Source organism: Elioraea thermophila (ex Habib et al. 2022), from assembly GCF_003336755.1.
In the GTDB taxonomy this organism is placed as follows: domain Bacteria; phylum Pseudomonadota; class Alphaproteobacteria; order Acetobacterales; family Acetobacteraceae; genus Elioraea; species Elioraea thermophila.
This window is the reverse complement of the sequence record NZ_QMDI01000002.1, coordinates 1,094,069-1,120,135: the sequence shown is the minus strand read 5'-3', so window position 1 is coordinate 1,120,135 and position 26,067 is coordinate 1,094,069. Positions and strand designations below refer to the sequence as shown.

Genomic DNA, 26,067 nt, shown 5'->3' with positions numbered 1-26,067 from the left:
GCGCTTCGGATGATTGGAGGATGACGAAGGCCAAGGCGGGGTGCAATACCGGCAACCGCGGCGGTCAAGGCATGGGACGCATGAGATGGCTGCAGCCTCACTGACCATTCGTCTTCATCCCGCCGACGGCGTGGTGATCGCACGCACCGACATCCTGCCGGGCACGCCTCTGCCGGGAGAGGGAGTGATCACGGCGGAGCGCATTCCACCAGGCCACAAGGTGGCAACCCGCCCGCACGCCCCCGGCGAGGCGGTGCGGCGGTACGGACAGATCATCGGCGTCGCCACGCGGCCGATCGCGCCCGGCGAGCATGTGCATACGCACAACCTGGGCATGGGCGAACACGAGCGCGACTACGGCTTCTGTTCCGAAGCGCGGCCGACCGCCTTCATCGACCCGCCGGCGACTTTCGATGGCATCGTCCGCGCGGACGGCCGTGTCGCCACCCGCAACTACATTGGCGTGCTGACGACGGTGAACTGCTCCGCCACGGTGGCGCATTACGTGGCCGATGCGTTTCGTCGCAACCCCTTCACCGGGCATGATCCGTTGGCGGAGTTCCCGAACGTCGATGGTATCGTTGCACTGACGCATCGCACCGGTTGCGGGATGAGCGACGACGAGCCGCTGCGGTTGTTGCGCCGCACCCTCGCCGGCTATGCCCGGCACCCGAACTTCGCCGCCGTCGTCGTGCTCGGCCTCGGTTGCGAAGTGAACCAGATCGCCGGCTTGATGGAGGCGGAAGGGCTGGAGGGCAAGCCGCGCCTGCGCGCGCTCACCATCCAGGCGAGCGGCGGGACGGCGAAGACGGTCGCGCGCGCCGTCGAGTTCGTGCGCGAGATGCTGCCGGAGGCGAATGCCGTGCGGCGCACGCCCGTTCCCGCCAGCCATCTCTGCGTTGCCCTGCAGTGCGGCGGGTCGGACGGCATGTCGGGGATTTCCGCCAATCCCGCCCTTGGCGCCGCCTCCGATCTCGTCGTTCGCCACGGCGGCACGGTGATCCTGTCCGAAACGCCGGAGACCTATGGCGCCGAGCACCTGCTGACCCGGCGGGCGGTGAGCGCAGAGGTCGGGCGCAAGCTCGTCGAGCTGATGCGGTGGTGGGAGGACTACACGCGGCGCCAGGGAGGAGAGCTCGACGACAATCCGTCTCCGGGCAACAAGGCCGGCGGGCTCACCACCATCCTCGAGAAGTCGCTCGGTGCGATGGCGAAGGCGGGCACGACCAATCTGGTCGAAGTCTATGGCTACGCGGAGCCGGTGACCGCAAAAGGCTTCGTGTTCATGGACACGCCAGGCTACGACCCGGTGTCCGTCACCGGGCAGGTGGCCGGTGGGGCGAATGTCGTCTGCTTCACCACGGGTCGGGGCTCCGTGTTCGGCTGCAAGCCGGCGCCATCGATCAAGCTCGCCACCAACACGCCGATGTTCCTGCGCATGCAGGACGACATGGACATCAACTGCGGCACCATCATCGACGGCGAAGAGACCGTCAGCGCCTGCGGCGAGCGAATCTTCCATGAAATTCTCGCTGTTGCCTCCGGCAAGAAGACGAAGAGCGAGGTGTTCGGCTTCGGCGACCAGGAATTCGCGCCGTGGGTGCTGGGGGCGACGATGTGAGGAGGGAGCGTGGACGCTTCGCCGATCGTTGGACGCGCCGTCGGCGGAAAGGGAGCGGGACAGGCGCCTGCCAAGCGCACGGAAAAGGGGCCGAGGTTGTTCCCCGGCCCCGAGTGCCCGACCGTGAGGTGTTCTCGGATCAGTTCGTCGCCACGGCGGGCGCGAGACGGAACACGCGGCCGTGGATCTCGTCGGTCAGCACGTGGATGAAGCCGTCGGGCCCCCGCCGGACGTCACGCACCCGCTGGCCGATGCGCATCGATTCGTGCGCCATGACCGAAACCTGGGAAGCGCCGACCTTCGAGGGAATCCGCATGGATGCCGAAGTCCGCTCCTACAGCGATGAACTCGCCGAGGAAGAAATCTGATCCGCCTCCGGCGACCGGCCTCGGCCGGTCGCCGGCTCCAACCACGTCCACATGCAGGTCCGAGTTCTCGGCTCGGCGGTCGGGGGTGGCTTTCCGCAGTGGAACTGCGCCTGCCGGCTTTGCGAGAGGCTTCGCCGTGGCACTCTCCGCGCGAAGCCGCGGACGCAGGAAAGCACGGCCGTCAGCGCTGATGGCGAGCGTTGGGTCTTGCTCAACGCGAGCCCTGAGATCCGAGCGCAAATTGAAGCGACACCTTCCCTGCATCCCCGCGCAAAACGGCATTCCCCGATCGCCGCCGTGGTGCTGACGAACGGGGACCTCGACCATGTCCTCGGTCTGTTGTCGCTGCGCGAAGGGCAGCCGCTTGCGGTCCACGCCACGGAGCCGGTGCGACCCGGCTTTGTCGACGGGACCACGTTCGCGCGCACGCTCGCAAGATTCGAAAATCAAGTCGTCTGGCGCACCATTGCAGACGGCGAAGAGATTCCGCTTGCCGACCGCGACGGTCCCCCGCTCGGTCTCAGCCTGCGTGCCTGCCCCGTACCGCGGCGTCCGCCACCGCACCTCAAGGGCTTGGCCCTCGAGGATCCGCTCGAGACGATCGCCGTCGCCTTGAGCTGCAACGGCCGACGGCGGCTGTGTTACGTTCCCGGCGCGGCGGCGATCACGCCTGACCTGCGCGCCTTCCTGGACGACGCGGACGCCATCTTCTTCGACGGAACGTTCTGGTCGGACGACGAGCTGATCGCCGAAGGGCTAGGCACGGCGACGGCGCGCAGCATGGGCCACCTGGCGGTCGGAGAGCCTGACGGGAGCCTCGCTGCTCTCAGAGGCCTCTCCGTCGGTCGTCGTCTGCTGAGCCATCTCAACAACACGAACCCTCTCCTCGACGAGGACAGTGCCGAACGTCACGCGGCCGAAACGGCGGGATGGCAGATCGCCGAGGACGGCATGGAGATGACACTGTGAACGAGCCGATCGATCCGCTGCGCCCCCCGTTGCCTGAACAGGAGTTCATCGATTGGCCGCGCCGCGAGGGGGCCGCTCGCGATCATGACCATCATCCGTTCCATCGGCGCATGCACGCCGGCCGGATCTCCCGCGAGGAGATCCAAGGATTGGTTTGCAACCGGTACTATTGTCAGACCCGCATCCCGATCAAGGATGCGATCATCCTCTCCAAGTCCGACGATCCTGCCTTCCGGCGCATGTGGGTCCGCCGCATTCGCGAACATGACGGCGAAAGAGACGGCGAGGGTGGGCTTGCGCTCTGGCTCAGACTTGCCGCCGGCGTGGGTCTCGATGTCGAGCGGGTGCGCTCCTGCGTCGACGTCTTGCCTGGCGTGCGCTTCGCCTGCGACCACCACGTCACGCTGGTGCGTGAACGCTTCCTGCTGGAGGCGGTCGCCTCGTCGCTGACCGACTTCTTCTCGCCCGACATCATGACGAAGCGGATCAACGCTTGGGAAACGCACTACCCGTGAGTCGATCCGGCGACGATCACTATTTTCGCAATCGCGTGGTGCAAGCCAGGGTGGACAGCGCCGAGGCCATCGCCTTCGTCGTCCGGCACGCCGATACCTGCGCCAAGCAGGCAGCTTGCGTCGCGGCTTTGGTCCGCAAGACGGGGATCCTGTGGCATGTGCTCGATTGCATCGAGGCCGCAACGGCACCTGCGGCGGCGCCACGCGCCGCCTGAAACCATGGCGCCCGACGCGAAACCGCAGCTCGTGCCGCATGCGCGGTTGCGTCCTGACCGGCTGACGGGCGAGACGCTGCTGCTCTACTCCGAAGCGGGGCTCAAGTTGAACCCGACGGCAGCGGCCACCCTCGCTCTCTGCGAAGGGACCCGCACCTTCGCCGAGATCACGCAGCTGCTTGCGCGACGATATGGATGTGACGCGGCCGCCGTCGCCGCCGCCGCCGATATCGGGTCCTTTCTCGATCGCCTGCTGGCCCGTGGTCTGATCGGGGCCAAGTGATGGCCGTGCCACGCCCCTATACGGTCGTTGCGGAGCTCACCTACCGATGCCCGCTCCGTCGCCCCGTTGTTCCAATCCGCTCGACTGGACGACGCGACGGGACGCGCTGACCACGTCCGATTGGCTGCGCGTGCTGCGAGAGGCCGAGGCGCTTGGCATCGTCTCGGTCAATCTGTCCGGAGGAGAACCCTTCCTGCGTCAAGACCTCGACGACATCGTGCGGGAGGCAAAACGGCTCGATCTCTTCAGCACCCTGATCACGTCCGGCCTGCCCTGCACCGGACAACGCCTCGGCGCTCTGGCTGAGGCCGGCCTCGACGCCGTGCCGCTCTCGCTCCAGGACGTGACGGAAGCGCGATGCGATCGAATCGCGGGCACCCCGAGCCTTCGCCAGAAACTTGCGGTCGCCCGCTGGACCAAGGCGTTCGGTCTTCCGCTCACGCTGAACATCGTCCTGCATCGAGCGACCATGCCTCATGTCGATGCCGCGATCGCGCTCGCCGAGGAGCTCGGCGCCGATAGGCTCGAGCTCGCCGACACGCAGTATCTCGGCTGGGCGCTGCCGAATCGCGCGACGCTGATGCCGAGCGCGCAGGCCATCGCGGCGGCCCGAACCTTGGCGCAGGCGGCGAGAGACCGTCTGCGGGGTCGGATGGACATCCTGTTCGTGCTGCCCGACTACCTGGCCGATCGGCTGCGCCCCTGCATGGACGGCTGGGGAGAGCGTTTCATCGTGGTCACACCCGACGGCTTCGCGCTCCCATGCCACGCCGCGCAGGTCCTGCCGGGCGTCGTGTGGGAGAAGCTCACGGACAAGGCGCTCGCCGACATCGGGCACCACAGTGTCGGCTTCAACCTGTACCGTGGCACCGACTGGATGCGAGAGCCGTGTCGCAGTTGCGATCGCCGCGCGAAGGATCACGGTGGATGCCGTTGTTAGGCCTTCCTGCTGACCGGCGATGCCGCCGCGACCGATCCGGCCTGTATCCTCGCTCCCGACCATCATCGTGTCGTCGCCGCGCGCGAAGCGGCTGCGACGGCGAGCGAGACGTGGCTTTCTCGCGCGGGCCGCCCTTCGCCCCGCCAATAGGGCAAGGCGGCCTCAGCGTGGCGATGTCCGCTGCGGTGGCCGACTCGCCAGCGCGGCGGCAAGCCGCCAGAACCGAACACTGCGCTCGCAGAAGGTCAGCAGCGCGATCAGGATCGGCGGCCCGAGAAAGGCCCCGGCCACGCCCCACGGCAGTCCGCCCATGAAGACGGCGAACCGCATCGCGAATGGCGAGACCGAAACGATCCGCCCGCTGATGCGGGGCTCGAGGCAGGAGCCGAGGACGAGGCGGATCGCGTTCATGCCGAGGAAGACCGTGATCATCATCTGCCAGGTGCCGAACTCCAGGCCGGCGAATGAGGTCGGGAACAGCCTGGCGACCGGCGGACCGATGAAGGGAATATCGTTCATCGTGAAGGTGATGACGGCCCACTCGAGGGCAAGCTCATGCCCGGTTGCGCGTGCCAAGGCCCAGATGCCGAACCCTGCCGTCACGGCGATGACCATCGTCGCTGCCGCGAGCCATTCAAAGCTTCCACGAAGTGGGCCGGCTGCCTCCTCCTGCTGGCATGACGTCATCATCGCCGGAACCTCGGCGCACATAGCGCACGACGCCCCGCCGGGTCGCACGCGTTCAGGGCACCAGCAGACCATAGACGGCGGTGGCGACTTCGATCGCGATCAACGCGGCGACGGCGGCTTCCAGACCGAGGGAGCGCCTGGCCTCGACCAACGAGAGCAGCGTCTGCGTGGTCTTCCCGATCAGGACAAGTTTGCGATCCAACGCCTCGCCGCGGTCGCGCCGTTCATACTCTTCAACCAGCCTCGCGTGGAACCGTTCGAGCTCGGGATGGTCCCAGAGCAGGTCGGGCTTCTCATCGGGCTGCAGACGGGCGACGGCGCGGCTGCGGGCGGAGATCGCGGCACCGATGGAACGGAGCAAAAGGCCGGAGCGCAAGCCGAGGCGCCCGCGATCGCGGAGGCTGGCGATCGCCGGTTCCATCCGGTCGAGCGTTGCCGTCAGCAACGTCTCCTGCTGGCTGAGTGCCGCGCTCTTCGCCAGGGCATCGGCGACCAGTCCGACCCGCGGCGCGGCGAGATCCTGCAGCGCGATCGTGCCGTCGGGTTCGATCCGATCCTGCTCCGCTCCCGCCGTCACCGTGGCGATCTCGTCCATCGGCATGGCGAGCGGCCGGGTGACGCGCGGCGCTAGGGCGTGCAGCAGGGCCGCTTCCTGCTCCGCCGTCATCCCTATCATGGCAACCGCGCCCCAACGGAAGACGAAGGCGCGGGTGCCGGGGCAGGCCTCGATCTCGATCGGGTCGCCGGTTTCGGCCCCGGTACGGGCAAGGCCGCGCACATCGAGGCGCTCGCCGACGAGACAGCCGCGAAAGCGGAGCGAAGAGAGGGCAGCCATGGCGGCAGAGGCCAGCGCAAGGGAAGCAGCAGCGGCACGAGAAGCACCGAGACGACGAGGACGACGAGCGAGAAGGGCACGCCGATGCGGACGAAATCGCCGAACCGGTCGTTGCCCGGCCCGACCACCAGAGTGTTCACCGGTGACGAGATCGGCGTCATGAACGCGGTGGAGGCGGCGAGCGCGACGATCATCGCGAACGGGCGCGGCGACAGGCCGCTCCCTTGCCTTCGCCAATGCAATCGGCGCCATCAGCACTGCCCTCGCGGTGCTGGAGATGAAGAGCCCGATGCCGGCCGTCAGCGCGAACAGCGTCGCGAGCACGGCCGTGCTGCCGGCTTCACCCAAGACGGACAGCACGGCATCGGCGGCAAGGTCGACGCCGCCGGTACGCTGCAGCGCGATGGAGAAGGGGAGCATCCCGACGATGAGAACCAGGGCTCTTCCAGTCGATCGAGCGGTGGGCGGAGGCGAAATCGACGCAACCGAACAGGCCCATCAACAGGCAGCCGATCAGTGCGGCCTGCACGATGGGCAGCACGCCGGTCGCCATCAGCACGACGGTGAGGCCGAGCGAAGCGACCGCGTGCGGCGCCTTGGTGGCGGCGGGTGGCACGTCCTCAAGCTCGGCCGGTACGTTGAGCAGCACGACCTTGCCGCCACTGGCACCGAGCCGCGCGATGTCGCTCCCGAAGCCGACGAGCAGCAGCGTGTCGCCGACCCGAAGCCTCTCCGCGCGCAGTCCTTTGGCGACCACATCCCGCCCACGGCGAAGCCCGATCACGGCGAGGTTATGGCTGTCGCGCAGCAGAGCGCCATCCACCGTCCGGCCGACGACGGGGGATTCGGCGTGGACGATCACCTCAGCCATGCCGATCTCGTGCTGGCGGTCGGTGAAATAGCCGCCCGAAGGGTCGAGCGGCAGGCGATCGAGCTTCAGGTCGCACCGGACCGTCTCGATGTCGATCTCCGGCTCGAAGATGTCGAGCAGGAGCACATCGCCCTCCTCGAGCGTGCGTTCGGGTAGCGGGCGTAGCGTGTCGACACCGAAACGGAGAGGCCGCTCGATCGCGATCAGGGTCACGCCCCTCATCGTGCCGCGCAGGTCACCGAACCTTTTGCCGATCAGCGGCGAGCCCGCCGTGATGCGTACGCGATGCGCGCGCTCGGCGAGGCCGTCGGCCGTGATCCGTTCCTGCAGGCGTGGTCGCCGGTGCCTCGCCGTTTCCGCCCCCACGCCACCGCCGAGGAAGCGGCGAGCGACCATCATGTAGAGGATGGCGAGCGCAAGGATCGGCAGGCCGAACGGCGTGAAGGCGAAGAAGCCGAACCCCTCGTGGCCCCGACGCGTCAGCTCCGGGCCGACGACCAGGTTGGGTGAAGTCGCCATCAGTGTCACCATGGCGCTGATCAATGCCGCCGTGCTGAGCGGCATCATCAGCGAAGACGGCGCGAGACCGCTGTTTCGGCAGAGTCGCAACACGACGGGGATGAAGATCGCGACCACGGCGGTCGAACTCATGAAGGCGCCAGGCCCGGCGACGATCCTCATGAGCAGAACGACGAGTCTCGTCTCGCTCGCTCCCGCGGTGCGGTAGAGCCAGTTGCCGAGCTGGCGCGCGACCCCGGTGCGCCCCAGGCCTTCGCCGAGCCAGAACAGGGCGGCGAGCAGTGAACAACCCGCCGATCAACAGGACGGTGCGATCGCCGAATAGTGTCAGCCGGCCGAACGCGTGCAGGCCCAATGCGGCACAGAGGGCGACGATTGCGACCGGCACGCGGCCCGAGGCGAACAGCGGCACCATGACCGCGATGGTGCCAAAGACGATGGCGACGGGGCTCGGGGTCGGCACCGTCGATTCCGATCAGCGGTCTCGCCGCAGCCGTGCCGCTTTGCCGGCCTGCCGCGATCCGCTCAGAAGCCCCAAGGCAGACCGGCGAGCTGCCAGAGCGCGAAGAACGCCATCCACACTGCCATCAGGATCAGCAGGTACGGCAGCATGAGCGCGATTACCGTGCCGACCCCGGCATCCTGCTGGTACTTCTGGCAGAAGGTGTCGACGAGAGCGAAGTAGGCGTTCAGCGGCGTGATGGCGTCGATCGGCGAATCCGCCACGCGGTAGGCGGCCAGCACGGCTTCGGGTGGGACATCGAGGCGCATCAGCAAGGGGATGAAGATCGGCGCGAAGATAGCCCATTTCGGGATCGCGCCGGTGATGATCACGTCCAACAGCAAGGTGACGACGATGAAGCCGATCAGGAGCCGGAGCGTGTCGAGATCGAGCCGCTGCAACACGTCGGCGAGCGAGACGGCGACGAGCGGTGCGATGTTGGAATAGTTGGGGAAGGCGAGAGACTGGCTGATGACGAACAGAAAGAGCAGGAGGCCGGACAGGCTGGAAAGCGATTTGGCCATCGCATCCACCACTTGGTCGACGTGGGTCATGGTGCCCGACCCCTCGCCGTAGCAGATGCCAGAGACCCGAAAGACCAGCGCGATGGTGACGATCAGGCTATTCATGAACGGCGTGGCGCCGATGATGGCACCCGTCTCCGGGTCGCGCAGCGGGGCGCCTGGCGGCAGCGTCGTCAGAGCGACGAAGGCGAGCGAGCCGAGGAGCCCCCACAGCGCCCAGCGCGGACCGCGCGCCTCCGCCTCCGGCTTGCCCGCCGTCTCCTCTTCCAGCCTGTACTCCCCGCGGTAGGGGCCGAGTCGCGGCTCGATGATGCGGTCGGTGATCAGTGCGATCAGCACGGTGAGTACGACCACGGAGCCGACGGAAAACCAGAAGGTGGCCGTCAGCGAGATTTGGCGTTCGGCATCGATCAACGCGATCGCGTCGTTCGTCATTTCGGTGAGGATGCCGTCGACCGGCACGATCAGGACGTTCACCAGGAATGCCGCTGCGACCGAGGCGAAGCCGAGCCCGAGCCCGGCGATGGATGTCGGCCGATGCTGGAGAAGGCGACCGCCGAGAGCGGGATGAGCACGAGATAGCCTGCGTCCGCCGCGATCGACGAGACGATGCCGATGAAGGCGAGGAGTTAGGACAGGGCCGAGGCCGGTGCCACCCGTACGAGGGCGCGGATCGAGGCCTTGATCAGCCCCTTCTCCTCGGCGACGCCGACCCCCAAGCATGGCGACGATGATCACGCCGACGGCGGTGGAGGACATGAAGTTGGCGACGACGCCGGTGTACATGAACCGGAAGCCGTCGACGGTGAGCAAGCTGCGCGCGACGGTGGTGCGTTGCTCGTAGTCGGAGGTCTCCGGGTTCCAGACCCAGTAGGTGACGGAGGCCCCGACGAGGCCGAGAACGGCGGAGAGGACCGCGACGAGCAGGATCAGGTAGACGAAGATCATCGCCGGGTGCGGCGCGCAGTTTCCCGCGCGCTCCACCGCATCCAGGATCCGCTGCATTCGCGTCTTCCGTACCGCTGTGGCGTCTGCCATTCCCGCGCCCTCCCACCAACCGCGCCGTCGAAGCCGGCGGCGAACGCATTGTCGATCTCGGCCGCGACGGTGATCAGAGCGGCCGGTGTCAGTGAGGGGCTCGGCAGGCGAAAGGGGGGATCGGCTCGCGATATGCGCGACATCGGCAAGCGCCGGCACCGAGGCAACAAGCTCTGCCGCGCCGAGCTTCGGGGCGAGCCCCCCACGTTCGGCCGGCAGCATGGTGATGGTGCCCGAGAGAGAGGACGAGGAGCCGCGGCCTTCTCATACGCGCGCGCCGCTGAGGCGCAGCTCCGCCTCCGCCTTCTCCACCTCTTGTGCTGCCGCCTTCAGCGCCTCCTGGCTCTCCGGCTCTGGGTGCGCGGGGATCTGCCCGGGCTTGAAGTCCGGCAGGCGACCAGCCGGAAAGATGGCGAGGAAGGCAACGCCCGCCATCAACAACAGACCGATCTTGATCGCCTGGATCCGCGACTCGGTGTTGATCCGCACTGCCTCGGCCAGGCGGCCTCGGAGGCACCGGTGTAGGCCATGATTTTGTTGAGACGCGAGGTTGAAGGGCAGCATCGCCACGGCGGTTTCGAGCGGCGTGCGGCCCTGCCCGATCTGGATGTAGAGCGGCACCGAGAAGTTCAGCATCGCCTCCAGCGCGACCACGGCGAACATGCAGATCACGGCCGCCTTTTCGCGGCTGGAGGTGATGACGCAAAGATCGAGCAGCGGCGTGCGCCCTTGGGGCTGCGCGCGCCTGGTCCAGGTCAAGAAGGCTTGCAGCAGGAACACGCCGACCACGATCATGATCGGCGCCGGAGAGAGACCGACGATCTCGAACCGCGCGCCCGGTCGGGCGAGGCCGAGACCCCATCGGGTGAGGTTGTTGAAGCCAAAGCCGATCAGGATGATCGCGGTGGCGGCGAGGACCACGCCCACGACATCGATGCCGACCTCAGGCCTGCCTTCCTCCGGCTTCAGCTTGAAGCTGAGGAGGAAGACGAGCGCGCTGACCGCGATCAGAGTGCCGAACACCGGTCGCCAACCGATGAAGGTGCCGAGAATGCCGCCGATGAGGAAGGCGAGCACGCCCGGACCTGCACGGGCCGAGCCGAGCGCGCCGACCGCCGTCGCCTGCTGCTCCCCGCGATAGTGGTGCGCGATCAGCGCCACCAAGGCGGGCACGATGACGGCGGCGGCAAGCCCGGCGCAGAGCTGAGCGACCAGCATCACCATCGCTGCCTGCGAGAAGGTCATCAGCACCTGGGCGATGCCGAACGACGCGACGACGACGCGGGACACGCGCGTCGAGCCGAAGCGCCGCACCGGTTTCGCGCCCAGCATGACGAAGCCGGCAACGGCGAGGGAGTACATGACAATGCCGGTCGCGATGGTGGTCGGCGGCACACCGAAGCTCTGCACCATCCCCGCCGAGCGAGACCGGCAGCGCGGCGACGTTGAACGACATGATCGCCTGCCCGAGGGCGATCGCGATCATTGGCGTCCTGGGTTCGCGGGCGGCGCTGGCCGACGCAGTGGCAGTTGCTGTGGTGGCCATTGCGGCGGTCCCTCGCCTGTATCGTGCGGCGGCGATCGAGGGCGCAGGCTCAGGCAAACGTGCGGGAAGCGAACAGGTTGTGGCCGAGCCGCTCCGACAGGTAGGCGGTAACGCGCTGGCCCTTGATGCTGTTGCCCGCGGCATCGAGCGGTGGGGCCAAGGTGCCGAGGCCGCCCTTGCCGGGAGAGATGGCGACGATGGCGCCGCCGCCCCCGCTCTTGCCGGACAGGCCGATCTCGAAGAGCCAGTCGCCGGATCGCTCGTAGAGCCCGGCGGTGGCGAGAGCGGCAACCACGTGCTTGCAATGCGCAGCATCGATCACGCGCTCTCGCGTCAGCGGATTGACGCCGCCATCGGCCAGGGTGGCTCCCATCACGGCGAGGTCGTGCGCGGTGACGTTGAGCGAGCACTGGCGGGTGGTAGATGTCGGTCGCTTCCAGCGCGTCCCAGTACATCCGCCCCTAGCCTTCCAGCAGTTTGGCGATGCCTCGGTTCCGCAGCTTGGTCGCTGCCTGCGACTGGTCGACCTCCTCGTTCAAGGCGAGGTCACGCCCGGCGAAGCGCGACAGCCCTTCTCGGATGGACTGCCATGTCGCCTCCGCCGTATCGCCTGGGGCGAGGCTCGTGGTGGCGATCGCGCCGGCGTTCACCATCGGGTTCATCGTCCGATCGGGATTGAGCTCGATCGCCATGACGGAATTGAACGGAAGTCCGGTCGCATTCACCCCGATCTTGGCCTGGACCGTTTCGGCACCGACTGCCGGCATGACGAGGGCGTGGACGAACGGTTTGGAGTCGGACTGGATGGAGAAGGGATGACCGACGTCGCCGACCTCGACGATCGTGCCATCGGAGCCGACGGCCGCGATGCCGAACAGGTGGCGTGGCACCTGCGCCAAGGGCGGGGATGTAATCGGCCACCCTGCCGCCTTCGTTGTCGCGATACCGCTGGCAGGCCGCGTGCACGTTCTGCACCACGTCCTCGCGCGTCGGCAGCCTGCCGGTGGAGACGAGGGGGGCTGGATCGTCCTCGATCGGGGCGAACATTCACTCGCCCCGGCTGTGCTGAACGTGCTCGCCCGTGGGTGCCACGTTGCCTGGCGCGGACATGCCGCCATCTCCTTCCGACCGTGCCGGCGAACGCCGCGCGGCGGCGCTTCCCGGACATCGATCGACAGGATTAGTCCGTTTCGCTGATGACGTCCCGTGCTGCGGGTCCGGCGGCCGTGCGCGCCGTCTCAAACGGAGGCGGAATGACCGTGCCGGCTCACGGCGCTAGAGATCGCGCAGCAGGCGGGCAAAGTTGTCCGGGCCCGTCTTGGCCGCCGGGCCTTCATGCTGAGCCATGGGAACGATGGCACCTGCGCTGGCGGCGAGCCGCACCTCGGTCGGCGTGCAGCCGAATTCGGCACGGAACGCACGCGAGAAGGTGGAGCCATCAGCGAAGGCAAAGGCTTCGGCGATGGCCTGGATGGTTGCGGTCGTCGTGCGGATCCGACAGGGCGGAATGAGCTGCCCGCAGATGTTCGCGCTGGATGACGGAAGCGACGCCGCCCTGACCCTCGAACAGGCGATAGAGGAGGGACCGCGCCAGGCCCGACATTCGGCAGAGCTGGCGTGGGGTCAGTCTTCTGTGCAAGCCGAGGTTGGACCGGATCGGCCGACGGACGCGCTCCCGCCGGGAAAGGTCGGCGGCGGCGCTGCGTGGGACGTAGAGGACGCGATACTGCGCGCTCCGACGCTTGATCACCTTGGGCAGTGCGGTCGACGCGATCACCGGCGCACCGGGACGTATCGTGAGGCACCGATCTGCGATGCGCAGCCTCGTTTCCCGCTCCCGGCTTGCGCTCAGCAGGAACCCATGGTCGACGGAGTCGCGTCGGGCTTGTCTCTCGTGGCGGACGATCCGAACCGGGCTTGCCAGCAGGCTGTGACTGAATGCCAGAGGCCCGATGCGCCACACGCGATGCACGCCGGAAAAGTCACGCGCGCTATCGTCGAGCGGCTGAATGTCAAGCGTGGGCGAAAACCATTCGCGCCAAGCCGGGAAGCGATCAGCAGGGCTGAGAGGATCGGTGCAGAAGGATCGGTTCGCGTCCATGGTATGCCCTGATCACGGAAGGATCGGTGCTACCCGGCGGAACCTTGCATGTTACCACCCTGTCGCCGACGTCGCTGCCGGCAGACGCTTTCGAGCGTTCACGGCATCGGGTCTTCAACAGGACCGGCCGTAGCACGCCACGCTCCTCGCGGCTGCACGCCAGTGGTGTAAGCAGGCCGGCACGGAACCCTGTGTTTTCCACACGCTTCGGCAGAAGCGCGCTTTCGCGAACGCGTTCCGGCGCCCTCCGTCACCACGGCCGGGCTCACGCCAAGACGGCGGCCGGAGCAGTGCGACGGAAAGAGCTGCCGAACCTGGCGGCAGCCTGCCGCAGCTGCAGGCAGATCCGACATCGTTGCCGGCAGGGCGCCTGGAGCACCGCACCGCCAGACGATGGAATGACTCTTGCTCTCAGCCGTGCCTGGACTGGTGCTTGGACTGGTGCTTGGGGCTGGGTCGGTGCGCTTGGCCCGGCAGCGACAGGGAGCGGGCGGGGAGAACGGACGATGACGCAGAGCAAGCCAACCCGGCGTGCGGTCCTGGCAGGTGGTGCGGCTGCAGCGGCCGCGCTGGCCGCGCCCGCCCTCGCTCAGACGCGCGAGGTGACGATCGCGCACCAGTATATGGTGGTACCGTTCCGGGCCGCCATGGCCGCGCAGGAGGTGGAACGCGCCACCGGCTACCGGATCAACTGGCGGATGTTCACCGCCGGCGCGGAGGTCATCCGCGCCATGGCCTCGGGCGGCGTGAAGATCGGGGAAGTCGGCTCCTCGCCGACCACCGCGGCGATCGCGCAGGGCTTGGACATCGAACTGTTTTGGATCCTCACCGACATCGCCGATGCCGAGGCGCTGGTGGTGCGCAACGGCGCAGGGATCAACGCGCCGCAGGACCTGCGCGGCAAGCGCATCGGCGTGCCTTTCGTCTCGACCACGCACTACCACCTCCTGTTCGCGCTCGAACAGTTCGGCATTCCGGCGAACGCGCTGCGCATTCTCAACATGCGCCCGCCCGAGATCGCCGCTGCCTGGGAGCGCGGCGACATCGACGCCACCTTCGTTTGGGAACCGACCCGCAGCGCGGTGCTGCGCACGGGCAAGGTGCTCATCACTTTGGGCCAGCTCGCGGCCTGGGGTCGGCCGACCTTCGACGGGGTGGTCGTGGATCGCAGTTGGGCGCGGCAAAACGAGGAGTTTTTGCGTGCCTATGCGCGCATCCTGGCGAAGTACGATGCCGAGTATGCGGCGGACCCGAGTGCCTGGGGCCCGGGCACCGAGCGTGCTGCGGTGACCGCTCGCATCACCGGTGCGAAGCCCGAAGACGTGCCGGGCATGATGAAACTCTATCGCTTCGTTCCGGCGAGCGAACAGGCCTCGCCCGCCTGGCTCGGCGGCGGGGCGGAGGGCGGGGCCGTGCGGGCGATCCGGCACACGGCCGAGTTCCTGCAGGCGCAGGGCAGGATCCAAGCCGTGCCGACCAACATCGCCGCCCACGTCACGCCACGCTTCGCCGCGGCCGCCGCTGCCTGAGGCCGTGGGAGCGGTCTCGATCCAGGGCCTCTCCGTCTCCTTTCCGCTGCCGGGAGGAGGCTGGATCGACGCGCTTTCCGGGATCGATCTCGCCATCCCGGAGGGTGGCTTCTGCGTCGCGCTCGGCGCCTCGGGCTGCGGCAAGACAACGTTGCTCAACTGCATCGCCGGCTTCATCGCGCCCTCCTCCGGGCGGATCCTGGTCGCGGGCCGCGAGGTCTCCGCGCCGGGCGCCGATCGCGGCGTGGTGTTCCAGAAGCACGCCCTTTTGCCCTGGCTCAGCGTGTGGGAAAACGTGGCATTCGGGCCGCTGCTCGCGGGAATGAAACGGGCGGAGCGGCGTCGGCTCGCCGAGGAGAAACTCGCTCTCGTCGGCCTTGCCGGCTTCGCCGATCGGCCCGTCTGGACGCTTTCGGGCGGACAACAGCAGCGGGTGGGCATCGCGCGGGCTTTGGCCGCCGACCCGCAGGTTCTGCTGATGGACGAGCCGTTCGCCGCCCTCGACGCGCTGACCCGCGAGGCGATGCAGGAGCACCTGCTCGAGGTCTGGGCAGCCTCGGGCAAGACCGTGTTCTTCATCACCCACGGTGTGGAGGAGGCGCTGTTCCTTGCCACCGAAGTGGTGGTGATGAGCCCCCGGCCGGGGCGGATCGTGCGCCGGCTCCCGGTCTCATTCGGTCGTCGCTACTTGGAGACCCGTAACGCGCGAGCAGTGAAATCGGATCCGGCCTTCATCGCCCTGCGCGAGGAGGTTCTGGCCGAGGTGCGGGCGAGCGCGCGCGACGGCGCGGGAGCCCTCGCGTGAGCGGGGAGGAGGCGGCGGCGCGCCGATCTCGCCCGCGCGCCGCGTCGGCATCACCGACCGATCGCCGGCCCGCCGCCGCGCGCAATGTCTTCCCGGATCCGCGCAGCGCGGTCGCGATCAGCATCGCCACCACCATCGCCCTTCTTCTGCTCTGGTGGGCGGCAACGGAGTGGCGCTGGATCGGCCCCCTGTTCCTGCCTGCTCCGGGGGTAGTGTTCGATCGTCTCGTCGAGGGCTTGGCACGTCCGATCGGCGATGCGACCCTGGTGGGCCACGCCGCGCTGAGCCTGTTCCGCGTGCTGTCGGCCTTCGTGCTTGCCTGTCTCACTGCGGTGCCGGCCGGTATCGCCATGGGTGTGTCGCGCGTCGCGCGCGGCCTGCTCGACCCGCCGATCGAGTTCTATCGCCCGCTGCCGCCGCTCGCCTACTTGCCGCTGGTGGTGATCTGGTTCGGCATCGACGAGGCGGCGAAGATCGTCCTCATCTATCTCGCCTGCTTTGCTCCCCTCGCGCTCGCTGCGCGCGCCGGCGTGCGCAGCGTGGCGCCGGAGCAGGTCAATGCCGCGCTCTCGCTCGGCGCCACGCGCGCGCAATTGCTGCGCCACGTCATCCTGCCCGCCGCGCTGCCCGAGATCCTCACCGGCATGCGCATCGGGCTCGGCTTCGGTTGGACGACGCTGGTGGCGGCGGAGATGGTGGCGGCGAATGTGGGGCTCGGGCAGATGGTGCTGAACGCGTCGAACTTCCTGCGCACCGACCTGGTGGTGATGGGCATCGTGGTGATTGCCGCCTTCGCCTACGCGTTCGACCTCCTCATGCGGCTCGCCGAACGCCGGCTCGTGCCCTGGAAGGGGCGGATGTGACGGCACGAGCCGGTGGCGCGCCTCAGTCTGCGATGGCGGGCTTCTGACCATCGACATTCCAGCACGTTTCGCGACGCGCGAATGCCAGGCGGCGCGACCCGCCGGCGGTTTGGCGAACGCGGATCCGCTATTCGGCCGCCAGGGCAGGGCGAAGGGCCGCCAGGGCGCGATCGAGCCCCCGCAGGAAGCGCGCGCCGATCTCGTGCGCTTCGTCCTCGCTCAGGATCAGGGGCGGGGTGAAGGCGATGCGGTCGCCGATCGCGCGCACGATCAGGCCCTCCTCCTCGCAGCCCTTCTGCACGTCGAGCCCGGCCTTGGCCGCCGGCGGGAAGGGAGCGCGCGTGCGCTTGTCGGCGACGATCTCCACGCCGCAGAGGAGTCCGACCCCGCGCACGTCGCGGACCAGCGGGTGGCTGCGCGCCTGTTCGAGGGCGCCGAGGAAGACGGGCGACACCCGTCGCACATGGCCGAGGATGTCGCGCTCCTCGTAGATCTTCAGCGTCTCGACCCCGACCGCGCAGGCCACCGGGTGGCCGCCATAGGTGAAGCCATGGCCGAAGGTGCCGTGCTTGCGGCTACCCTCGAGGAGGGCGTGATGGATCTCCTCATTGATCAACAGCGCGGAAAGCGGCTGGTAGGCCGCGGAGAGCTGTTTGGCGCAGGTGAGCAGGTCGGGCTCGATCGCGTAGGTGTCGCAGCCCCACATGTTGCCCGTTCGTCCGAAGCCGCAGATCACTTCGTCGGCGACGAACAGGATGTCGTGGCGGCGCAGGATCGGCTGGATCAGGTCGAAGTAGCGCGCGGGGGGCGTGATCGCGCCACCCCCACCCTGCACCGGTTCGGCGAAGAAGGCGGCGATGGTGTCAGCCCCCTCGCGTTCGATCAGCGCCTCGAGGTTCGCCGCCATCCGCGCGCTGAACGCCTCCTCGCTCTCGCCGTCCTCCGCGAAGCGATACCAGTTCGGATTGTCGATATGCAGGAAGCGATCGCCGTAGGGCAGGTCGAAATCGGCGTGCATGTGCGGCTGGCCGGAGACCGAGGCGGCGGCGACGGTGTTGCCGTGATAGCCGCGGATGCGCCCGATGATCTTCTTCTTCCGCGGCCGGCCGCGCAGATTGTTGTAGTACCAGATCAGTTTGATCGCGGCATCGTTCGCCTCGGACCCCGAGCACTGGAAGGCCACGCGGGCGAAACGTCCGCCGCGAGCGGGGGGCGCGATCGCCAGCAGGCGTTCGGCAAGCTCGATCGCCGGTTCGTGCCCCTTCTGGAAGAAGGTGTGGTAGTAGGGGAGGGTGAGGAGTTGGCGGTACGCCGCTTCGGCGAGCCGCTTCTCGCTGAAGCCGAGCGAGGCGCACCAGAGCCCCGCCATCGCCTCGATGTACTCGCGCCCCTCCGTGTCCCATACCCGGCAGCCCTGGCCGCGCGCGATGATCAGCGCGCCCTCGCGGCTGAACGCGTCGAGATCCGTCTGCTGGTGGATCAGGCTCGCGATGTCGCGGGCATGCAGGCTGTTGGGACGCATCGCCAACCACTCCCCGTGCTTCGCCGCATGAACGGTCGCGCGCCGGAGCGGCAGGTGCAAGGCATCGCCGGCACGACGGCGGGCGATCTCACGCGAGGAGCGACAGCCCCGACAGCGCGACGTCGAGCGCCGCGCTCGGCGAAACCACACAGGCCATCCTCAAACCACAAGGCGGGCCCTCGCCTCCGGCGCCCGAATACGGTGGCGTGCGAAGCGGGCGCCGCCCAACTCTGTCGTTGCAGAACGCCAACTGTCTGCATACACTTCTCGCGTGGCGATCCCGGGGTGGAGGGGCGCGCCAGCCTGTCAGGCTCGATGCCCCTTAGTCCGCCTTTGGGAAGCGCAATCATGCTTCGACGTTCAAGCCTCTTCCTCTCGGTCATTGTCCTGATCGCGGTCTTCTCCCTTCTCGCTCCCGCCTCGGCCGATGCCTCGCCGAAGATCACGGTGACGGCGAGGGGAACGATCATCGAGGGCCGGGATGTCGACGGATCGCTGACCGGTGGCGTCGACAGGGATCTCGAAGGGGTCAGCGCATCCGTCGTTCAAGTGTTCACGCTCGCACCGGATACGTTCGTGATCGACACGAGCGCACGGGGTACTCTCTTTGCCTTCTTCCAGGAGGTGACGACGACAGTGATCGTCGGATTGGACGGTCTGACGGTATCGAGCACGACCGGCAGCGCGTTCTACGTCCTGCTCAGCGGCGAAGGTTGGGGCGCGCAGAGCACGATTGCGACCGGGACGATGGAACTCAATGCGAGCGTGTTCGTCTTCGACGCCGCTTTCGCCTTCTCCTCCATCTTCCAGGACTTCGCGTTCACCGCCGATCCGGGTGACCCGAGTTCGCCCTCGTCATTCGGAGCGTCGTTCCTCGACCCGAACTCCGAAGCGACCGCGTTCTACTTTCTCGCCCAACCCCTGTCGGTCGCCGTGACGGTCGAGGGTGTGGCGGTGCCGACCCCGGGGGCCCTCGGCGTGTTCCTCGCGGGCCTTGTCGGTCTCGCAGCCGCGCGCCGCCTCGCCTGATCCGGCGGGTGCGTGACCCGGGTCACGCCGATCGCCCGGGCGAGTCCTGTTCCTTTCGTTTGGTACGGTTCCGTTCGCAGATCTCCGCTCGAAGCGTCGTGCCGGCGGGCGTTGGCCCGGAGGCATTGAGAAAGGGTGACGCATGAACCCGTCGATGACGTTCAACCTCGCGGGCGGGCCGGGGATCCGCGTCACCGTCGTGCAGATGCCCGACGGAACGCTGCAGATCACGGCAAGCCTCATCTCGACCGCCATCGTCGGCGACCTGCGCGGCCTGTTCTTCCAGGTGAGCAACGAGAACCTGCTCGGTGGTCTGTCCGTCACCGCGAGCACGAGCGGCGTTACGAGATTCGCGCAGAACGCCAACGCGGTCTCCAATCTCGGGTCCGGAGTCAACACGCTCGGCGCGGCCCGCGCCTCGGATGTCGGCATCGCCTTCGGCACGGCCTCGGCGAGCGGAGCGGACGACATTCGGTCCGTCACCTTCACGCTGGCGCACGCCACCGAGGCCCTGACGCTCGACTTCCTGAGCCAGATGCAGTTCGCCGCGGTGATCGGCAGCGTCGGGCCGGCCGGAGGCCCCCGAAGTGCCACCGTGCGGGCCGTCGGCTCTGCTCCCGCGAACGCACCGCCGCTGGCCCAGGACGACACGGCCACGGTGGCGGAAGGTGGCAGCGTGACCATCGACGTGCTCGCCAACGACACCGATCCGACCAACGACGCGCTCACCATCGCCGGTTTCACCGAGCCGGCCAAGGGAAGCGTGACGCTCGCCGACGGCAAGCTCGTCTTCGACGCGAGCGCCGGGTTCGAGAGCCTCGGCGACGGCGACAGCGAGATCCAGACTTTCACCTACACGGTCTCGGACGGCCGCGGCGGCATGACGACCGCCACCGTGGCGGTGACGGTGACGGGTGTGACGCCGCCTGCACCAACGATCGCCTTCGCCACGCCCGATGCCGGGGCGACGCCGGAGAACGGCGGCGCCCTGGTCTTCATCCTCACCCGCACGGGCGACCTCTCCGCCGCCTCCACCGCGGATCTCCGCCTTTCCAGCACGGCCGACGGGGACGACATCTTCGGCATCACGGGCGCGGTGCAGCTGGCCGATCCCGCGCTCTGGCGCGTGTCCTTCGCGCCCGGGCAGGCGAGCGCGACCGTCGAGGTGCTGATCGCCCCCGACAGCGTGCCCGAACCGGACGAGACCGTGACCTTCACCATCGCGGCCGCGACGGGGGCCGTGCTCTCCCCGACCGGGCCTCTGGTCGCAACCGGCACCATTTCGAACGACGATTTCCCGCCCGCGCTCGCCTTCCGCAGCCTCGACCTCGGCAGCAGCACGGAGGGCACCGCCGGGTTCTCGCCCCAGGGCCGGCTCGTCGTCGCGCTCGACCGCAGCGGCGACCTTTCCTTCGCCACCAGCGTGGTGTTCGACCTCGGCGGCACGGCCTCGCTCGACGACATCGCCTCCGTCTCCGCCACCAATGGCGGCAGCGTCACGCTCTTCCCCTTCGTCGCCACCCGCTACATCCTCACCTTCGATCCCGGCGCGGCGAGCGCCGAGATCGAACTGTTCCTGACGCCCGACACGGAGATCGAGGCGGACGAGACGGTCACCATCACCCTCGTCTCCGCGACGGGCGGCGTGCTGCCGCCGGAGGGGCAGCGCACCGCGACGGGCACCATCCTCGACGACGACGCGGTCTCCGTCGGCTTCGCCGAGGCCGATGCCGGCAGCGTGAACGAGGGCGGCCCGGGCCCGGACGGGCGGCTCGCCTTCACGCTCCAGCGGAGCGGCAGCCTGGCGCTCGACACGGTGGTGCGCTTCGTCGTGCAGGGCGAGGTGGCGGCCGACGAGATCGACCTCCTCGGCGCGACGCGCATCGGCGACGGGCCGCCGGGCAGCGCCGGCCTCTTTGAGGCGACCATCGCCGCCGGCGCGAGCGAGACGGTGATCGAGGTCTTCGCCCGCGGCGACCGCATCCCCGAGGCGGACGAGACGGTGACTCTCGATCTCGTGGAGGTCGTCGCCAACGGTGCGCTCGCCGGAATCACCTCAGCCTCCGGCGTGTTCCTCAACGACGACGTGCCGCCCGCCGTCGCCTTCCGCGCCCTCGACGCCGGCGCCACGCTCGAAGGCACGGCCGGCACCACGCCGCAGGGCGTGCTGTTCTTCGTCCTCGAACGCAGCGGCGACCTCTCCTACGCGACCACCGTCACCTTCGAGGTCGGCGGCACCGCCTCGCCGGACGACATCGCCTTCCTCGCCGCGACCAATGGCGGCAGCCTCGCCCCCGTGCCGGGCGCGCCGGGCCGCTACACGCTCACCTTCGATGCCGGTGCCGCAAGCGCCGACATCGAGGTGTACATTACCCCCGATGCGGCGGAGGAAGCGCCGGAGACCGTCACGCTGACGCTGCTCTCGGCCTTCGACGGCCGCCTGCCCGACCCGGCGGAGCGCACCGCGACGGGGATCATCCTGGACGACGACGCACCGCCTCCGCCGCCCGCGCTTGCCCTGCGCGAGGCCGATGCCGGCAGCGCGCCGGAAGGCACGCTAGGCGTCGCCCCGCCCGGGCGCCTGGTGTTCGCCGTGACGCGGACGGGCGATTTGTCCGTGCCGACGACCGTGACCTTCGACCTCGGCGGCACCGCCTCGGCCGACGACTACTGGGTCAGCAGCGTCGCGGCCGGCGGCAGCGTCGCACCCGTCCCGCTCGTCCCCGGGCGCTACATCCTCACCTTCGACGCCGGCGCCGCCGAGGCGGAGATCAAGCTGCTCATGGTGCCGGACGCGGCGATCGAGCCGGACGAGACGGTCACCCTCACGCTGGTCTCCGCCACCGGCGGCACGCTGCCGCCGGCCGATGAACGGACCGCCACGGGCACCATCCTGGACGAGGACACGCCGCCGCCCAACACGCCGCCGGTGGCGAACGACGTGTCCTTCGCCATCGACGAGGACACGCCCTTCATCGCCAACATGTTCGGCTTCACGAGCGATGCGGAGCTGAACCAGGAGAGCATCGCGATCCTGGGCACGACCAACCTGACCGTCACGAGCTTCGACGGGGCAACCGGCGCGATCGAGGTCCAGCCGCTGCCGAACTTCTTCGGCATCGCCACCATCACCTACCGGGTGACCGACTCGGGCGGGCTGAGCGACACGGGCGTCATGACGCTGACCGTGGTGCCGGTGGACGACCCGCCGGTCGGCGTGCCCGACACGGCGACGACGGCCCCCGGCGAGATGGTCGTCATCGACGTGCTCGCCAACGACTTCGACGTGGAGGGTGAGGATCTCTACGCGATCTACACCTTCACCCTCCCGCAGAACGGGTTCGTGATCTTCTTCCCCGGTCTGGCCGGCGGGCCGGTCCACTACACGCCCGATCCGGGCTTCGTCGGCACCGACAGCTTCACCTACACGCCCTTCACCATCGGGCCCGACGGGACCGCCGTGCCCGGCAACGAGACGCTGGTGACGGTGACGGTCGCTCCGCCCGCCCCCTTCGCCATCACCCAGACGGGCGAACGCGCGCGGCCCGAAGGCAACCCGGACACCCCGATCGGCTTCGTCTTCGAGGTGACGCGGAGCGGCGCCCACCTGCCGGCGGCGACACTGACCTACGCCCTTGGTCCCGGGCCCGGCATCTCCGCCGACAGCGCCGACCTCGTCTTCGGCTTCGGCACCTTCACCGTCGACTTCGCGGCCGGGCAGACCTCCTCCGGGATCATCTCCATCCCCGTTACGGCCGACCTCGTTGCGGAACCCGACGAGACCTTCACCCTCTCGCTCGTCGGCGCCACCGCGGGGGATGTGGACACGACGCCGATCGTCTTCACCATCCTGGACGATGACGGGGTGCCGCCGCCGCCACCCCCATCGGGCGCGCGCTTCTACTTCTCGGGCTCCACCCCCGGCGCGGGCCGCGAGCTCTGGTTCTACGACACCAACTCCGACCCCAGCACACCCTTCGCGACCATGGTCGAGGGGGCGGAGTGGCTCGCCGGTCCGCAGTCTAGCACGCCGCGCGAGATCATGGGCCGCTCCGGCACCGTGTTCTTCCGCGCCGACGAGGACGGCACGCCGACCTGGCTCGCCTGGACCGGCAGCACCCTGATCGCGCTCGGCGCCGTGGACACCGAGGCCTTCGACGCCGGGCTGCCGCTCGCCGAGCGGAACCTCGGCGTCCTCTCGGGCGATCTCGCCTGGCTCGCGATCGAGGGGGAACTCCGCGCCTTCGACGCCGAGGGGCAGCAGGTGGCGGCGGTGCCGCTCGAGGGCACGGAAAATCGCCGCCTGCTGACGGACGGGGGCGGCAAGCCGGTCTTCGCGGCCGAGACCCCGTTGTCCGACAACGGCGACGTGTTGGTCCCGGTGCTCGATGCCTATGGCTGGACCTACACATCCGCGGGCTCGTTCAGTTCGCCGAACATCAACGTGATCCGCGAGATCGCAGGCTTCCGGGACACGCCCGAAGGCGTCCTGCTGAACGTCAGCGATCCGGCGAAACGGGTGCTCGATGCCGCCGCGTTCTTCTTCTCGGGCGATCATAACGGCCACCCGAGCCTCGGCTTCGTGACCGACGCGCTGTTCCGGCAGGATCTGTGGTTCGCGGAAGTCACCCGCTCCTTCGGGCCGGGCATCGATCCGCTGATCGACATCGTGCTCTACCTGCCGTCCGCCAGCTTCGTGGACATCAACGGCACCGACGGAGCGGTGCCGCTCGCCCCCTTCGCGCTGACGGTCGCACCCGTCACGGACGGCGCGGGTGGCAGCCGCGACACGCTCTTCCTGTTCGGCAACGACAACCAGGGCCTCGGCCGCCTCTTCGCCTACCGATTCGACGCGCTGTCCAACGCCGCGGGCCTAGGTGGCGACGAGCAGATCACCAGCACCGACCTCGCCGGCGCGCCGCTACTTGGCCTGGACATCGCGCCCTGGATCAACGGCGTGGTGTTCAGCGCGCTCGGCGAGGACGGTATGGGGGGCTTCGAGGCCGTTGTCGGCCGCTGGACCGACGCGGACGGCAACGGCGCCTTCGACCTGTCCATCCTGTTCAGCACCCCGGGCGGCACCATCGAGCACCTGACGGTGGACGGCGCCGGCAACGCCGCCTGGGTGCTGGATACCGGCGATGTGGACATGCTCTACGCCTATGCCGGCGGCACGCTCACGCCGGTGGATGTGCGCTTCGGCGAGATCGACGAGCTGCAGATGGCCGGCGGCCACCTCGTCTACCGCGCGGACAGCCTCGCCAACCCCGGCGAGGCCGCGCTGTTCGACTACGCCTACGCTGCCCTCTCTCCCGTCCCCACCGAGGTGCCGACCGACGAGGACACCGGCGGCATCCCCGGCTCCGGCTGGGCCGGCGGCCTGTTCGACCGCGCGATCAGCGAGGGCTTCGTCTTCGAGGCGCTGGTCAACAACGGCGCCGAGCGGCGGCTGTTCGTGACCAACGGCTCCGAGGTGTTCGATGCGCTGCGCGGCGGCACCCGCCACAGCGAGGGCGCGGTGCTGGACGGCCACTGGGTCGGCACCGGCCAGCGCGGCGACACCGGCGAGTTCGGCCTGTTCCAGGTTCAGGCGGACGGCAGCCTGACGACGCTCTATGCTGCCGCCGCCCCGCTCTCCCTCGAGGCGGAGGTGCTCGGCCGCCAGGTGCTGTTCGGCACGCGCGACGCGGCCGGCAACGACATCCTCGTCTACGACGCCGTGTTCGGCACGACCGAGGTTCTGCTCGAAGACCACCTGCTCGGCTCGGCCAGCACCATCGGCAGCCGCATCGTCTTCACCGCGCGCGACGAGACCCGCGCCGAGAACAGCGACGCCGACCCGACGAACGATGTCTGGTCGCTCTATGCCTTCGACGGCATGGAGGCGCAGTTCTACTCCGATCTCTTCTCGCCCTTCGGGCAGGATCCGATCCAGGGCTGGCATGGCGGGACGGCGGATTTCGTCGGGGGCGGCAGCCGCGCGTTCTGGAAGCAGGCGCATTTTCTCCCCTTGCCCGCGCCGGGTGAGCCGATCGAAGCCTCGATCGCCTCCCTCGACCTCGACGAGCCGCCCGGTTCGGCGCTGTACTTCTTGCATTTCGCCAACGAGACGGGGGGCAACTACGACGAGGCGACCTTCGCCGACGGCCGCGCCTATTTCCAGGGCTCGAACGCCGGCGGCATCGACGTTCCGGGCGGGCTCGCCCAGATGCGGGTCTGGACCTGGGACGGCGTCATTCCGGAGGGTGTGCTGGCCGCTGTCACAGGGGCGGAGCTGCGCCATCCCTTCGGCTTCCCGGCGAACCTGGCGGCGATCGGGGAGGAGGTCTTCTTCCTCGCACTGCGCGAGCCGACGGGCAGGCCGTCCATCTTCCAGGTGGAGGATGACGGCGTGACCGCATCACCGATCCTGCACCCGGGCTTCCTCGATACGAGCGGCCTCGTGGCCGGCGGCAGCGACCTCTTCTTTTTCGGCAAGTCTGCGCCTGCGGAAGCGGCGCAGATCTGGCGCCTCTCGCCCGGGGCGACGCCCGGCGAGGCGGGGCTGCCGGAGGCGCTCACCAACTTCGCCGCCGACGCCTTCATGGCCGGCCTCCGGCTCGGCGGCGACGGCAACCTCTACTTCGTGCGCTTCGACGATGCGACGGGGATCGAGTACTGGGTGGTGGACGTGACTGCGCCCGGCGGCGCACGGCTGCTGCTGGATGCGAACCGGGACGTGACGCCCTTCGGCTACGCACCGCAGCAGGTGGTGTTCGCGCCCGATCTGATCCTGGTCTGAC

Annotated in this window: 22 protein-coding genes and 2 pseudogenes; 11 read left to right on the top strand and 13 right to left on the bottom strand. The window is 68.7% G+C overall.

All coding sequences use genetic code 11. The features are described from left to right. Positions 1 to 85 precede the first annotated feature (85 nt). Positions 86 to 1,621, top strand: a complete 1,536-nt coding sequence (locus tag DWB05_RS07070) for a UxaA family hydrolase (protein ID WP_114376368.1) — start codon at positions 86 to 88, stop codon at positions 1,619 to 1,621. A gap of 139 nt (positions 1,622 to 1,760) precedes the next feature. Here the strand turns inward: DWB05_RS07070 and DWB05_RS07065 are convergent, their stop codons facing one another. Next, positions 1,761 to 1,895: a PQQ-dependent sugar dehydrogenase gene (locus tag DWB05_RS07065; protein WP_198669073.1), complete on the bottom strand. Its 135-nt coding sequence runs from the start codon at positions 1,893 to 1,895 to the stop codon at positions 1,761 to 1,763. Positions 1,896 to 2,040: 145 nt separating this feature from the next. Between DWB05_RS07065 and pqqB the strand changes: the two genes are divergently transcribed. The 5 genes from pqqB to DWB05_RS07045 are packed head-to-tail and all read left to right on the top strand — an operon-like array spanning position 2,041 to position 4,911. Continuing rightward, positions 2,041 to 2,958: a pyrroloquinoline quinone biosynthesis protein PqqB gene (pqqB, locus tag DWB05_RS07060; protein WP_114376363.1), complete on the top strand. Its 918-nt coding sequence runs from the start codon at positions 2,041 to 2,043 to the stop codon at positions 2,956 to 2,958. Further along, positions 2,955 to 3,473 carry a thiaminase II/PqqC family protein gene (locus DWB05_RS07055; RefSeq protein ID WP_198669072.1) on the top strand — a complete coding sequence of 173 codons (519 nt, stop codon included), beginning with the start codon at positions 2,955 to 2,957 and terminating at the stop codon, positions 3,471 to 3,473. Before pqqB ends, DWB05_RS07055 begins: the two co-directional genes overlap by 4 nt. Beyond that, positions 3,470 to 3,688 (top strand): hypothetical protein, encoded by a 219-nt coding sequence (locus DWB05_RS14870; protein WP_198669071.1) that lies wholly within the window; start codon positions 3,470 to 3,472, stop codon positions 3,686 to 3,688. Before DWB05_RS07055 ends, DWB05_RS14870 begins: the two co-directional genes overlap by 4 nt. Positions 3,689 to 3,692: 4 nt before the next feature. Next, entirely contained in the window at positions 3,693 to 3,971 is a 279-nt protein-coding gene (pqqD, locus tag DWB05_RS07050) for a pyrroloquinoline quinone biosynthesis peptide chaperone PqqD (protein WP_157967118.1), read from the top strand. Between the two features lie 46 nt (positions 3,972 to 4,017). Continuing rightward, positions 4,018 to 4,911, top strand: coding sequence for a radical SAM protein (locus DWB05_RS07045; RefSeq protein WP_232818426.1), 894 nt, complete (start codon positions 4,018 to 4,020; stop codon positions 4,909 to 4,911). A gap of 162 nt (positions 4,912 to 5,073) precedes the next feature. On the opposite strand, the gene DWB05_RS07040 is transcribed toward DWB05_RS07045, so the two are convergent. From DWB05_RS07040 to DWB05_RS15020, 11 genes and pseudogenes are all read right to left on the bottom strand, one after another. Further along, complete coding sequence (locus DWB05_RS07040; protein ID WP_269815561.1) at positions 5,074 to 5,598, bottom strand: AI-2E family transporter; 525 nt, start codon at positions 5,596 to 5,598, stop codon at positions 5,074 to 5,076. Between the two features lie 55 nt (positions 5,599 to 5,653). Further along, entirely contained in the window at positions 5,654 to 6,436 is a 783-nt protein-coding gene (locus DWB05_RS07035; RefSeq protein WP_114376356.1) for an RMD1 family protein, read from the bottom strand. Positions 6,437 to 6,495: 59 nt separating this feature from the next. Next, a pseudogene (locus DWB05_RS15300) lies at positions 6,496 to 6,597 on the bottom strand (hypothetical protein); the annotation flags it as partial. A gap of 179 nt (positions 6,598 to 6,776) precedes the next feature. Continuing rightward, a complete protein-coding gene (locus tag DWB05_RS07030) occupies positions 6,777 to 7,826 on the bottom strand; it encodes a cation:proton antiporter regulatory subunit (protein WP_332871711.1) in 1,050 nt (349 codons plus the stop codon). A gap of 33 nt (positions 7,827 to 7,859) precedes the next feature. Further along, a pseudogene (locus DWB05_RS15295) lies at positions 7,860 to 8,075 on the bottom strand (SLC13 family permease); the annotation flags it as partial. A gap of 276 nt (positions 8,076 to 8,351) precedes the next feature. Next, positions 8,352 to 9,857 (bottom strand): AbgT family transporter, encoded by a 1,506-nt coding sequence (locus DWB05_RS07025; protein WP_198669069.1) that lies wholly within the window; start codon positions 9,855 to 9,857, stop codon positions 8,352 to 8,354. Between the two features lie 297 nt (positions 9,858 to 10,154). Then, positions 10,155 to 11,300: an MFS transporter gene (locus tag DWB05_RS07020; protein WP_198669068.1), complete on the bottom strand. Its 1,146-nt coding sequence runs from the start codon at positions 11,298 to 11,300 to the stop codon at positions 10,155 to 10,157. A gap of 185 nt (positions 11,301 to 11,485) precedes the next feature. Next, positions 11,486 to 11,809, bottom strand: a complete 324-nt coding sequence (locus DWB05_RS15205; protein ID WP_198669101.1) for a glutaminase — start codon at positions 11,807 to 11,809, stop codon at positions 11,486 to 11,488. Between the two features lie 88 nt (positions 11,810 to 11,897). After that, positions 11,898 to 12,326 (bottom strand): glutaminase, encoded by a 429-nt coding sequence (locus DWB05_RS15200; RefSeq protein ID WP_269815560.1) that lies wholly within the window; start codon positions 12,324 to 12,326, stop codon positions 11,898 to 11,900. 385 nt (positions 12,327 to 12,711) lie between these two features. Then, complete coding sequence (locus tag DWB05_RS15350) at positions 12,712 to 12,900, bottom strand: AraC family transcriptional regulator (RefSeq protein ID WP_408608476.1); 189 nt, start codon at positions 12,898 to 12,900, stop codon at positions 12,712 to 12,714. Next, positions 12,875 to 13,213, bottom strand: a complete 339-nt coding sequence (locus DWB05_RS15020) for a hypothetical protein (protein ID WP_232818425.1) — start codon at positions 13,211 to 13,213, stop codon at positions 12,875 to 12,877. The genes DWB05_RS15350 and DWB05_RS15020 overlap by 26 nt, the downstream gene beginning before the upstream one ends. An 830-nt stretch (positions 13,214 to 14,043) precedes the next feature. Here DWB05_RS15020 and tauA point away from each other — a divergent pair. Genes tauA through DWB05_RS06995 form a run of 3 tightly spaced genes read left to right on the top strand, consistent with a single transcriptional unit; the run spans position 14,044 to position 16,734 of the window. Beyond that, on the top strand, positions 14,044 to 15,066 hold the full coding sequence (gene tauA, locus DWB05_RS07005; RefSeq protein ID WP_114376351.1) for a taurine ABC transporter substrate-binding protein: 1,023 nt from the start codon (positions 14,044 to 14,046) through the stop codon (positions 15,064 to 15,066). A 4-nt stretch (positions 15,067 to 15,070) separates the two neighbouring features. Further along, a complete protein-coding gene (locus DWB05_RS07000) occupies positions 15,071 to 15,871 on the top strand; it encodes a taurine ABC transporter ATP-binding protein (protein WP_114376349.1) in 801 nt (266 codons plus the stop codon). After that, positions 15,868 to 16,734: an ABC transporter permease subunit gene (locus tag DWB05_RS06995; RefSeq protein WP_114376346.1), complete on the top strand. Its 867-nt coding sequence runs from the start codon at positions 15,868 to 15,870 to the stop codon at positions 16,732 to 16,734. The genes DWB05_RS07000 and DWB05_RS06995 overlap by 4 nt, the downstream gene beginning before the upstream one ends. A 127-nt stretch (positions 16,735 to 16,861) precedes the next feature. On the opposite strand, the gene DWB05_RS06990 is transcribed toward DWB05_RS06995, so the two are convergent. Next, positions 16,862 to 18,256, bottom strand: a complete 1,395-nt coding sequence (locus tag DWB05_RS06990) for an aminotransferase (protein ID WP_114376344.1) — start codon at positions 18,254 to 18,256, stop codon at positions 16,862 to 16,864. Between the two features lie 285 nt (positions 18,257 to 18,541). Between DWB05_RS06990 and DWB05_RS06985 the strand changes: the two genes are divergently transcribed. Beyond that, entirely contained in the window at positions 18,542 to 19,285 is a 744-nt protein-coding gene (locus DWB05_RS06985; protein ID WP_157967115.1) for a hypothetical protein, read from the top strand. Between the two features lie 154 nt (positions 19,286 to 19,439). Beyond that, positions 19,440 to 26,066 (top strand): Ig-like domain-containing protein, encoded by a 6,627-nt coding sequence (locus DWB05_RS06980; protein ID WP_157967114.1) that lies wholly within the window; start codon positions 19,440 to 19,442, stop codon positions 26,064 to 26,066. Position 26,067: the final 1 nt, after the last annotated feature.